The following is a 12,048-nucleotide window of genomic DNA, read 5'->3' as shown; positions in this document are numbered from 1 at the left end:
ATGGGAAATGTAGGTTTGGTCTTAGAAGGTGGTGGTATGAGAGGGATCTATACAACTGGTGTCTTGGATTTTTTTATGGAAAAAAATCTATACTTTCCATATGTTATAGGAGTTTCAATGGGAGCATGTAATGGAATATCATATGTTTCCAGACAAATTGGAAGAAATAAAAAAATAAATATAAATTATATCGATGATCCTAGATATTTAAGCTGTAAAAATTGGATTGCCAGAAAAGGTATATTCAATGGAGAATTTATATTTGATGAAATACCTAATAAATTGGAGTTGTTTGATACTGAGACTTTCAACAAATCCAAGGAAGAATTTATAGTTGCAGCTACAAATTGTGACACTGGTAAAACTATGTATTTTGAGAAGGATAAATATAACAATGATATATTGGATATAGTTAAAGCATCTAGTAGTTTGCCTTTTGTAGCACCAATTGTCAAATATAAAGGTACTAGTCTATTGGATGGGGGAATATCAGATCCTATACCTATTAAAAAATCAATAAAAGATGGCAATAATAAAAATGTAATTATTTTAACAAGAAATAAAGGGTATGTAAAAAAGCCTTTCAAAATGAAATTCATAGCTAATAGAATATATTCTAAATATAAAGGACTAATAAGATGTATGGAAAATCGTTATATAAAATATAATAGTACAGTAGAGTATATTGAACGTCTTGAAAAACAAGGTAGAGTTTTTGTAATAAGACCGAAACAAACCATGAAAGTTAGAAGAATAGAGAGGAATAAAGAAAAACTTGAAGAACTTTATAAACAAGGATATATGGAAGCAAAAGATTGTTATGATAAATTGATTCATTGGATGGAACAATAAGCTGGTAGAATATTTAATCAAGAAAATGTTTGATTGAGAGGAGAAGATAAATGGAAATAGGAAAGATTTATAGTGGATTTAAATTTATTGAAAAAAAAGGTATAAATGAATTAAACTCAATAGGAATGATTTTTCAGCATGAAAAGAGTGGGGCAAGATTATTTTTTCTTAAAAATGATGATGATAATAAGGTGTTTGCCATAAGTTTTAGAACTCCACCGGAGAATAGCGAGGGAATTCCTCATATACTTGAACATTCAGTATTATGTGGTTCTAGAAAATTTCCAGTAAAAGAGCCTTTTGTAGAGCTTATAAAGGGCTCTTTGAATACCTTCTTAAATGCATTTACATTTCCTGATAAAACCATGTATCCTGTTGCAAGTATGAATGACAAAGATTTTACTAATCTTATGGATGTATATCTGGATGCAGTTTTTTATCCAAATATATATAAGTATCCAGAAATAATGATGCAGGAAGGATGGCACTATGAATTAGACAACAAGGATAGTGAAATAAATTATAAGGGTGTTGTATACAACGAGATGAAGGGTGCGTTTTCATCACCTGAGTCCATACTGTTTAGAAAAATATCTGAATCACTTTATCCTAGTACTCAGTATGGTGTAGAATCGGGAGGAGACCCTGAAGTTATTCCCGAACTTACAAGAAAAGAATTTCTTGATTTCCATAGTAGATATTATCATCCATCTAATAGCTATATATATTTATATGGAAATATTGATATAGAAGAAAAGCTTAAATTTCTTGATGAAAAATATTTAAATGAATTTAATAAAATAAATATAGATTCAAGACTTAGAGAAGAAGAACCTTTTAAAAATCAGAGAGAACTAAAAATAAATTATCCTATATCAAGTGCCGAAAAAGATGAAGATAAGACATTTTTAAGTCTGAATTATGCAGTGGGAAAGGCAGTGGATTCAGAATTGTATCTGGCATTTGACGTTCTTGAATATTTACTTCTTGAAACGCCTTCATCACCATTAAAGAAAGCACTTATAGATGCAAACATTGGAAAAGATGTTTTTGGTTCTTTTGAGGCAAGTATGCTTCAGCCTATGTTCAGTATAGTAGTTAAAAATTCCAATGAAAATGAAAAAGAGAGATTTAAGACTGTAGTTTTAAATACCCTTAAAAAACTTGTAGATGAAGGTATAGATAAAAAGTTGATAGAGGCATCTATAAACATAAAGGAATTCCAACTGAGGGAAGCAGACTACCAGGGATATCCAAAGGGACTTATTTATGGAATGAAGGCTATGGACAGTTGGTTGTACGACGAAAAACCATGGATACATTTAAATTATAAAGAGAATTTAAATAAGATCAAGACTGCTTTAAAGGATAATTATTTTGAAAGTATAATATCTAAATATATACTAAAAAATACTCATAGTTCTTTCATATTAGTTAAGCCTGAAAGAGGATTGGAAGAAAAGAGAGAAAAAAAGGCAAGGGAGAAATTAAATAATTTTAAAGAAAGTCTTAATGAAGAAGAGTTAAACAAAATAATTTCAGATACACATAATTTGAAAAACAGACAAAAGAGTGAAGATAAAAAAGAAGATTTAGAAAAAATACCTCTTTTATCCATATCCGACATAGACAAAAATGCACGAAAATTAGAGTTGGTTGAAAATGAGGAATTTGGAATAAAAACATTGTTTCATCCAGCATTTACAAATGGAATTACCTATGTAAATTTATATTTTGATACAATTTCTATTAAACAGGAATTAATACCATATATATCACTTTTAAGTACTGTACTAGGGAAAATAAGCACAAAAAATTATGATTATGAAGATCTTTCTAAAGATATAAATATATATACTGGAGGAATAAATTTTACTGCTCAATCTTTTTCTAAAAATGGCAGTATAGATGAGTTCTATCCTAAATTTTTAGTTAAGTCAAAAGTACTTACAAGTAATCTTGAAAAGCTTGCGGAACTTGTAAATGAGATAATAAATGAAACTAGATTTGATGAATACAAGAGACTAAAGGAAATAATACAGGAAACTAAGTCAAGAATGGAAATGAGTATGTTTGATAGAGGACATATGGTAGTTGCAAATCATACACTATCTTATTTTTCAACTATAAGTAAATATGATGATTTGTTAAGTGGACTTGGATTTTATAAATTTATATGTGCAATAGAAAAAGGATTTGATGTTAATAACAAGAAAGTGTTGAATAACCTTGCTAGAGCAGCTTCTGAGGTATTTAACAAAGATAATTTAATTATAGGAGTTACTTGTGAAAGTAAAGATTATGATAAATTTAAGAATAGTATAAATGAAATATGTAACAATCTTACTACAGATAATTTAAAAAGAAGAGCTTATGATTTCAAATTGGAAGCTGAAAATGAAGGGCTTATGACTTCAGGAAAAGTTCAGTATGTAGCCAAGGCATCTAATTTTATAAAATTAGGATATTCATATAGTGGAAGTTTACAAGTGCTAAGGTCCATAGCGAACTATGATTATCTGTGGAATGAAGTTCGTGTTCAAGGAGGAGCTTATGGAAGCTTCGCAGCATTTTTAAGAAATGGAAATATGTTTTTTACATCTTATAGAGATCCTAATCTAAAAGAAACAGTTAATATATATAATAATGCAGGTGAATTTTTTAAAAACTTTAAAGCTGATGACAGGCAAATGAATAAATATATAATAGGAACCATATCGGATCTGGATTATCCATTATCGTCTTCCTCTGCTGGTCAAAGAGCTTTCGAAAATTATATAAGAAATATAACTTATAAGGATTCACAAAAAGAAAGAGAAGAGGTTTTAGGTACTACTGTAAAAGATATAGAAGAATATTCTAATCTTATTTCAGATGTGATGAAAGAAAATTATTTATGTGTTCTTGGAAATGAACAAAAGATAAAAGAGAATAAAGATATGTTCAAGAGTGTTTTCAATTTGTTTGAGTAACTATAAAAAATCCACAATATGAATAATTAATTATTCATATTGTGGATATATTACTATTTAAGTGTAGTACTCTCTTCTAGTTTATTATAGTCACCTGATTTTAAATCACTGATCCAGTGTTTAATACTTTCAAATAGAATAATAACTAGTATTACTATTAGTATAGAAGAAAGTATTGTTAGCAAAGTTTTGTGATTTGGTACATAGTTTGAGTATATATTGATGACTGATGCACTAAGTGTAGCTACACTTATAAATACCATAGGTATTATTGTAATAGGAATATATTTTTTCTTACCCATTTTTATAAGTACTGATGTACCTATTGCAAAGGCAATAGCTGCCAGACTTTGATTTGCAACACCAAATAAAGGCCATATAGTTGATATGTTACCAGTATACAATAAATATCCCCATGAAAATGACATCAAAAGACTGAAAAGTATTATATTAAACCAGGAATTCCTATTTGCAAATGGTTTGTAGAATTTACTCAATAAATCCTGAAACAAATACCTTCCAATTCTGGTACCGGAATCTATAGTTGTAAGTATGAATAATGCTTCAAACATTATGCAGAAATGGTACCAATAAGACATTATACTTTTCAATATAGGTATCTTGTAAAATACATAGGACATACCAACTGCAAGTGATACAGATCCACCAGGTCTTCCTGCCAGATTTTCGCCTACAAGATGTGACAACATAGGGAGTTCTTTTGGTATCATGCCCAATTTGTCAAATACAGCAGGTAATGAGTTTATAGCAAAATAATCAGCAGTGGGAAGACAAGTTGCAGCAATTAAAGCCATTAATGCTATGAAGGACTCTATTACCATGGAACCAAATCCAATGGGAAGTATATCTTTTTCATTTGAAATAAGTTTAGGAGTAGTACCTGTACTAATTAGTGAATGAAATCCAGAAAGTGCACCACAGGCTATAGTTATAAATACAAATGGAAATACTTTACCTTGTACTATAGGACCTCCTCCATGTACAAACTGGGTAACTGCAGGCATTTGAAGTACAGGTCTTACAAATATTATACCTAATACAAGAAGCCCTATAACACCCAACTTCATATATGTGCTTAGATAGTCTCTAGGTAATAACAAAAGCCATACAGGCAAAACTGATGCACAAAAACCATAAACAGCTAGTATAAGAGACATTTGTTTTACATTAAAAGTAAGGTAAGGAGCCAATGCAGTATGCTGAATATAAGGTCCTGCTATAACACCTATTAGAATAAGTGCCATTCCAATTATAGTAGCTTCTCCTACTCTTCCAGGTCTTATAAATTTAAGATATATGCCTACAAAGATGGCCACAGGTATAGTAAATCCAACAGTAAAAGTTCCCCAAGGACTGTTGTAAAGTGAATTTACAATTGGAAGTCCAAGGCCTGCCATGGTTATTATAAGTATAAATATAACGGAAATTGAAGTTATGAGTCCCATTCTTTCACCAAGATTTTTTCTGGCAATCTCAGCTATAGATTGTCCATCTTGTCTTACTGAGGCAAATAAGATGACCATATCATGTACGCCACCTGCAAGTACGCCGCCTATTAAGATCCAGAGTGTTCCAGGAAGATAGCCAAATTGTGCAGCTAGTACAGGACCTATAAGTGGTCCTGCACCAGCTATTGCAGCAAAGTGATGACCTAGCAATATCCACTTGTTGGTGGGTACATAGTCATGCCCATCATCAAATTTTTTGGAAGGTACTTGCTTTGTTTCATCTAACACTAAAACTTTTGCAGCAATAAAATATCCATAAAGCCTGTACCCTATTATTAATACAAGAGCACCTATTATTACAAGTACTATAGAGTTCATATAAAAAACCCCTCTCTGTATAAATTTAAGTTATAATATCGTTTTCATAATTAATACTATTACTTTTTGCCTGAATTTAATACAAAAAATCGCCGAAGTGATAAAATTTATCCATGAAGTGTAAAAATACAAGGTTAATTGGTAAATGATTTCAACACAATCTGTCTTGACAATAGTTAATAATTAGTAAACAATAAAAATATAATTATACTGGAGGTAGCTACATGATTTACATACAACTTTTAGAGAGCATGTCATTAATTGCTTTATCGGCATATGTTTATAATCAGATTCACCTATCTAAAAGTTTAATAAAAGAAGAGCTGAAGTTTACAGACAAACTTATTTTAATAGCATTTTTTGGAGTATTAGGTATTATAGGAAATTATACTGGAGTCAATGTAGGTACTAAAAATATTAATCATAGTATAGGATTTCATGACGCCATAGCAAATACAAGGCCTATAGCAGCTATAATTGCTGGATATATTGGAGGTCCTGTTGTTGGAGTTGTAGTTGGGTTGATTGCTGGGATAAATAGATATTTCCTGGGAGGCTTTACTGCACTTGCTTGTGCAATAGCTACTGTGGTTGAAGGATTAATAGGTTCCATAATTAGAAAAAATTCAATAGATGATGATTATAATCTTAAAAAGGTTTTTATTGGAGCAATTATTGCTGAAATAGTTCAGATGATTGTAATACTTATATTTTCAAGACCATTTTATGAAACTATAAATCTAGTAAAATTTATAGCTTTGCCAATGATAATTATAAATTCTTTTGGTACAATGATTTTTATAAATATAATAAAAAATGCAAAAAAACAGTATAGAATAAATGAACTGGAAAAAGAGGCCGCTACAGCTAAATTTGTAGCTTTAAGTGCACAAATAGAGCCACATTTTCTATTCAATGCTCTTAATACTATTGCATCACTCTGTAGAACAAATCCTTTAAAGTCGAGAGAATTAATAATTGACCTTTCTAATTATTTTAGACAAACTTTGAATAGAAAACAGGAGTTTACAACTCTAAAAAATGAAATTGAATTTATAAAGTCATATTTTTCTATAGAAAAAGCACGATTTGGTAATAGATTAACACTTATAATAGATATACCGAAGAATTTGATGAAAGTAAATATACCAGTGTTTGTACTACAACCAATTATAGAAAATGCAATAAAGCATGGAATACTTCCTAAAGTAGATGGTGGAAGTATAATACTAAATGCATGTATTAGCAAAAACAATAAGGATGAAATACTGTTTTATATTGAAGATACTGGTGTTGGAATAGATGATATAAAGCTTAAAAACATATTGAAGGATTCATCCAAAGGAATAGGACTTAAAAATGTAAATCAACGGTTGAAGTTACTTTATGGTGAAAATTACGGAATCTGTATTAAAAGCTTGTTAGGTAAAGGAACAAGGATAAGCTTTAATATACCAGTAAAAGGGGCGGATCTTAAATGGATTATAAACTGACATGTATTATAGTTGAAGATGAGATGCCATCAGCAGAGGAATTAAAATATATATTATCACAATATAAAAACATATTAGTCCAAAATATAGCACATAATGGTGAATTAGGGTTGAAACTTGTAAAAAATAATAAACCTGATGCTGTATTTATAGATATAAATATACCTCTCAAAAATGGAATGGAACTGGCCAAGGATATAAAAAAATTTAATAAAGAAATTGATATAATTTTTATAACAGCATATGAGGAATATGCAGTAGAGGCATTTAAGTTATATGCATTGGATTATATTCTCAAGCCTTTTGATGAAAAGAGAATAAATATTACAATAAATAGGCTATCTGATAAATTCAGAGAAAGATTTCAGGACAATCAAAGTACATACAAAGTATTGAATAACTTAATAGATAAAATAAATGTACAGAAAAATTTAATTAAGAAAATTCCATGCGAGGAAAATGGTAAGATAGTATTAATAAATGTACAGGACATATTCTTTTGTTATACTAAAGATGAAAGGACCTATATAAAGACTAAAACTAAAAGATATCAAGTAGGATATACTTTATGTCAAATACAATCAAAAATGGACTTTTTTAGGGCACACAGAAGTTATATTGTAAATATGAATAACGTAAAAGAAATGTATTCATGGTTCAATGGAACTTATAAGTTGGTGATGGATGATGTAGAAAATTCAGAAGTACCTATAAGCAGAAATAATGTAAAAAATTTAAAAGAATATTTTAAAATATAGAGAGGAGAATTTTATGCCAGTTGTAAATGTAAGTTTTCAAGTTTTACCTGTAATTGAGGAAGAAAGATTATATGAGATTGTAGACAAAGTTATAGAGTATATAGATTCATGTGGAGTTAAATATGAAGTGGGACCTATGGAAACTACTATGGAGGGAGAATTAGATGAACTTCTAAAGATAGTTTCCCATGCACAGAAAGTATGTACGGATAATGGTGCAAAGAGAGTTGAGTCGGTAGTTAAGATTGATTATAGATCCAGTGGTATTACCATGAAAGAAAAAATAGGGAAATACAGAAAATAAATAAATGGGAGACCTTATAAGTAGGTATCCCATTTATTGTATAATTCATCTAATTTATCTTTAGACTCCAAAAGCTGTTTGTTTATTTTTTCGCTTTCTTCAGGATTCGAATAAACTTCTTCGAGGCACAGTTTATTTTCAAGTTCAGTTATAGCATTTTCAAGATCGGATATTTGATCTTCGATATTTTTTACTTTTAATCTTTCTTTATTTTTGGATTTTTCTAGTTCGTTTTTCTTTTTTCTCTCCTGTTTGATTTGAGTTTTGGTTTTACCTGTGGTTTCCTGAATTTCCTCAAATCTTAGAGGATTTTTCTTCTTTTCTACGTAATAGTTGTAGTTTCCAATATATTCTTTTATTTCAAATTCATTTAACTCATAGATTTTATTTACTACTTTGTTTAAGAAATATCTATCATGAGATATTACAAGTACAGTGCCGTTATACTCCAACAAAGCTTTTTCCAAAGCCTCTCTAGACATAATATCAAGATGATTTGTAGGTTCATCTAAAAGTAAAAAATTTGATTTTGATAAAATTAATTTTAATAAATTTATTCTACATTTTTCACCACCACTTAATGATGAAATAGTTTTAAAAACGTCATCACCTGTAAATAAAAAAGCTGCTAAAGCATTTCTAATTTGAGTTGTAGTCAATTTTGGAAAGTCATCCCATACTTCATCTATTACAGTTTTATCATTATTCAAGTTTGACTGCTCTTGATCATAATAACCTATTATTACATTCTTGCCTAATTCACAGATACCATCATCCTTAGAAATTTCATTCATTATTATTCTAAAAAGAGTAGTTTTTCCTCGCCCATTTTCTCCAATTAAAGCAGTTTTTTCACCTCTATTTATATTAAAAGTTATATTTTCAAAAAGCTTTTTTTCATTAAAGGATTTCTTCAAATTCTCTATATGTAGAACATCATTACCACTGTTTATCTGAGTTTCGAAAACTACGTTCCTCAATTCAGGTGGTTTGTCGGGAGCATCTAGTCGTATGATTTTATCCAACATTTTTTGACGACTTTCAGCAGCTTTTATACTTTTCTCCCTATTAAATGATTTATATCTTTCTATTACTTCTTCTTGCCTCTTTATTTCAGCCTGCTGCAGATTATAAGCTTTTAATTGAACATTATAATTTTTCTCTTTAAGATCTATAAACTTTGTATAGCTTCCATTGTAAAAATTTATATGTCCATTTATTAATTCCATAGTTATAGAAGTTACGGAGTCTAAAAAATATCTATCATGAGATATTAATATTGTAGTGCCCTTATAATTTTTTATATAATCTTCCAGCCATTCTATAGCATCTAAATCCAGATGATTTGTAGGTTCATCCAATAAAAGTATGTCAGGCTTCGTTAAAAGCAATTTACATAGGGCAACTCTTGTCTTTTGACCGCCACTTAGCAATTCTATTTTTTTATTGAAAGTATTTTCAACAAATCCAAGACCTTTTAATACTCTGTTTATTTCTGCTTTATATACATACCCACCTCTATTGGTGTAAAGTTCTGAATATGTTGTATAATCATTTATAAGCTTATTGTGATATTCTTGGTTATTTTTATCATAGGGTTCATTCATTAATTTTTCAAGTTTAGATAATTTTTTTTCTATATTTATTAGATCCTGAAAGACTACAAGCATTTCTTCATATATTGTATTTGAAGAATTTAATGATAGATGTTGAGCTAAATAGCCCAATGTCTTTGATTTGTCTATAAAAAGTTCTCCATCGTCTTGTTGCATCTTTCCCGTAAGTATTTTAAATAATGTAGATTTACCGGCTCCGTTTGGACCTATTAATCCTACTTTTTCAGTATCATTTATGTTGAAAGTTATATTCTCTAATATAGTTTCTATTCCATAACTTTTATGAATATTTTTGCAACTTAAAACTACCATTGTAAACACCATCCTCAATCATTATATTTTACTATTTATACTGAATTTTTTGTAGTATTATTTTAAATTAATTAATTTATAAGAATAAAAAACATGTAATCATATAAAATAAAGAGATAAGCTATTGACATTTAATAGTTATAAATAATACTATTAAGTAGAGAATGTATAGTAAAATGATATGGTATAAATTAAACAAAGTTAAAATGTACAATGACAAATTATTATAGATATGAGGTGCAGTAATGGATAAAAAGAAAAATATATCAATGGCAGTTATAAAGAGATTGCCAAAGTATCATAGATATTTAGGCGATCTTATGAAAAATGATGTAGATAGAATATCTTCTAAGGAGTTAAGTGAAACTATTGGTTTTACAGCTTCTCAAATAAGACAGGATTTAAATTGTTTTGGAGATTTTGGACAACAGGGATATGGTTATAATGTAAGTGAATTATATAGTCAGATAAGAAGTATACTTGGACTTACAAAAGTTTACAAAACAGCTATAATTGGTGCGGGCAATATAGGGCAAGCTTTAGCTAATTATACCAGATTTGAGAAACTTGGTTTTAAATTAAAAGTAATATTTGATATAAATCCTAAACTTGTTGGTATTAGAATTCAAGATATTGAAATAAAGGATATTGATTATTTAATTGATTATATCAAACAAAATCCTATAGATATAGGTATTCTATGTGTACCAAATAATAGTGCACAGAAAGTTTGTGATATATTGATAAAAAATGGAGTAAGAGGAATATGGAATTTTGCTCCTGTAGATTTAGTAGTTCCAAATGATGTAAAGGTAGAGAATGTACATCTTAGCGATAGCTTATTGACACTTAGTTGTCTATTAAATGATATAGAATAAATAAAAATTAACATACGTTTATATATATATAATTGATATTTGTTTGAATTTATTATTGAAATCGATAGTATAAGGGTATATAATAATAATTGAAGTTTGAAGCGGAGATTATTATTACTAAACTTGTGATATTATTAACAATACTTTGTTAAAAATATCATAAATAAAAAATATCAAATATTATAAGATTTAGTTGGGGAGGATTTAGTATGAGTTTTAAAAATGTTATTTTTGAGAAAGATGGAAAGATGGCTATAATTACAATTAATAGACCTAAGGCACTTAATGCACTTAACTCGGAAACACTAGTTGAAATTGATTCGGCAATCGATATGGTAGCTGAAGATGAGGATGTTTTAGCAGTAATACTTACAGGAGCTGGGAAGTCTTTTGTAGCTGGTGCAGATATATCAGAAATGAAAGGTCTCAATGCTATTGCAGGAAGAAAATTTGGAATATTGGGCAACAAGGTTTTTAGAAAATTAGAGAAATTGGAAAAGCCTGTTATTGCAGCAGTTAATGGCTTTGCATTAGGTGGTGGTTGTGAAATTTCCATGGCATGTGATATAAGAATAGCTTCATCAAAAGCTAAATTTGGACAACCAGAGGCAGGACTTGGTATTACCCCAGGTTTTGGAGGAACTCAAAGACTTCCAAGATTAGTAGGACTTGGAATGGCAAAAGAACTTATATACACTGCAAAAATTATAAAAGCGGATGAAGCATTTAGAATAGGACTTGTAAATAAAGTAGTAGAACCTGAAGTACTTATGGATGAAGCTAAAGCATTGGCTAATACAATAGTCAACAATGCACCAATAGCTGTAAAGTTATGTAAAGAAGCAATAAATAGAGGAATACAGACAGATATAGATACTGGAGCAGCATACGAATCTGAAGTATTTGGGGAATGCTTTGCTACAGAGGATCAAAAAGAAGGTATGGGTGCGTTTCTCGAAAAAAGAGATAAAACTTTTAAAAATAAATAAAACTTTTATTGGGAGGTAAATAAATGG

The 12,048-nt window shown here is 29.3% G+C and carries 9 protein-coding genes; 7 read left to right on the top strand and 2 right to left on the bottom strand.

Annotated elements, in window-relative coordinates; all coding sequences use genetic code 11:
* Nucleotides 1-852 (top strand): patatin-like phospholipase family protein, encoded by an 852-nt coding sequence (locus KM800_RS11695; protein WP_217813244.1) that lies wholly within the window; start codon nucleotides 1-3, stop codon nucleotides 850-852.
* A 50-nt stretch (nucleotides 853-902) separates the two neighbouring features.
* Nucleotides 903-3,824 (top strand): insulinase family protein, encoded by a 2,922-nt coding sequence (locus KM800_RS11690; RefSeq protein ID WP_217813243.1) that lies wholly within the window; start codon nucleotides 903-905, stop codon nucleotides 3,822-3,824.
* 53 nt (nucleotides 3,825-3,877) lie between these two features.
* Here the strand turns inward: KM800_RS11690 and KM800_RS11685 are convergent, their stop codons facing one another.
* Nucleotides 3,878-5,671 (bottom strand): carbon starvation protein A, encoded by a 1,794-nt coding sequence (locus KM800_RS11685; protein WP_217813242.1) that lies wholly within the window; start codon nucleotides 5,669-5,671, stop codon nucleotides 3,878-3,880.
* A 224-nt stretch (nucleotides 5,672-5,895) separates the two neighbouring features.
* Between KM800_RS11685 and KM800_RS11680 the strand changes: the two genes are divergently transcribed.
* From KM800_RS11680 to KM800_RS11670, 3 genes are read left to right on the top strand one after another with little or no spacing between them, the layout of a single operon-like run.
* The gene (locus KM800_RS11680; protein WP_217813241.1) at nucleotides 5,896-7,164 is read left to right on the top strand and encodes a sensor histidine kinase; all 1,269 of its coding nucleotides are present in this window, start codon (nucleotides 5,896-5,898) and stop codon (nucleotides 7,162-7,164) included.
* A complete protein-coding gene (locus KM800_RS11675) occupies nucleotides 7,149-7,922 on the top strand; it encodes a LytR/AlgR family response regulator transcription factor (protein WP_217813240.1) in 774 nt (257 codons plus the stop codon). Before KM800_RS11680 ends, KM800_RS11675 begins: the two co-directional genes overlap by 16 nt.
* Before the next feature lie 13 nt (nucleotides 7,923-7,935).
* On the top strand, nucleotides 7,936-8,226 hold the full coding sequence (locus KM800_RS11670) for a thiamine-binding protein (protein WP_217813239.1): 291 nt from the start codon (nucleotides 7,936-7,938) through the stop codon (nucleotides 8,224-8,226).
* 14 nt (nucleotides 8,227-8,240) lie between these two features.
* Here KM800_RS11670 and KM800_RS11665 read toward each other — a convergent pair whose 3' ends face one another.
* A complete protein-coding gene (locus KM800_RS11665; protein ID WP_217813238.1) occupies nucleotides 8,241-10,154 on the bottom strand; it encodes an ABC-F family ATP-binding cassette domain-containing protein in 1,914 nt (637 codons plus the stop codon).
* Between the two features lie 245 nt (nucleotides 10,155-10,399).
* Here KM800_RS11665 and KM800_RS11660 point away from each other — a divergent pair, with 245 nt between their 5' ends.
* Together KM800_RS11660 and KM800_RS11655 are read left to right on the top strand one after the other, a co-directional pair.
* On the top strand, nucleotides 10,400-11,032 hold the full coding sequence (locus KM800_RS11660; protein ID WP_217813237.1) for a redox-sensing transcriptional repressor Rex: 633 nt from the start codon (nucleotides 10,400-10,402) through the stop codon (nucleotides 11,030-11,032).
* Between the two features lie 209 nt (nucleotides 11,033-11,241).
* Entirely contained in the window at nucleotides 11,242-12,021 is a 780-nt protein-coding gene (locus tag KM800_RS11655) for a short-chain-enoyl-CoA hydratase (protein ID WP_217813236.1), read from the top strand.
* Nucleotides 12,022-12,048: the final 27 nt, after the last annotated feature.

It is taken from the genome of Clostridium tyrobutyricum, from assembly GCF_019144085.1.
Classification (GTDB): domain Bacteria; phylum Bacillota; class Clostridia; order Clostridiales; family Clostridiaceae; genus Clostridium_B; species Clostridium_B tyrobutyricum_A.
The sequence above is the reverse complement of the archived record's forward strand: the minus strand, read 5'-3'. Positions and strand labels throughout refer to the sequence as shown.

Coding starts and splice junctions, on each gene's coding strand:
- KM800_RS11695 (WP_217813244.1), top strand. CDS start 1: ATGGGAAATGTAGGTTTGGTCTTAGAAGGTGGTGGTATGAGAGGGATC.
- KM800_RS11660 (WP_217813237.1), top strand. CDS start 10,400: ATGGATAAAAAGAAAAATATATCAATGGCAGTTATAAAGAGATTGCCA.
- KM800_RS11665 (WP_217813238.1), bottom strand. CDS start 10,154: ATGGTAGTTTTAAGTTGCAAAAATATTCATAAAAGTTATGGAATAGAA.
- KM800_RS11655 (WP_217813236.1), top strand. CDS start 11,242: ATGAGTTTTAAAAATGTTATTTTTGAGAAAGATGGAAAGATGGCTATA.
- KM800_RS11690 (WP_217813243.1), top strand. CDS start 903: ATGGAAATAGGAAAGATTTATAGTGGATTTAAATTTATTGAAAAAAAA.
- KM800_RS11685 (WP_217813242.1), bottom strand. CDS start 5,671: ATGAACTCTATAGTACTTGTAATAATAGGTGCTCTTGTATTAATAATA.
- KM800_RS11680 (WP_217813241.1), top strand. CDS start 5,896: ATGATTTACATACAACTTTTAGAGAGCATGTCATTAATTGCTTTATCG.
- KM800_RS11670 (WP_217813239.1), top strand. CDS start 7,936: ATGCCAGTTGTAAATGTAAGTTTTCAAGTTTTACCTGTAATTGAGGAA.
- KM800_RS11675 (WP_217813240.1), top strand. CDS start 7,149: ATGGATTATAAACTGACATGTATTATAGTTGAAGATGAGATGCCATCA.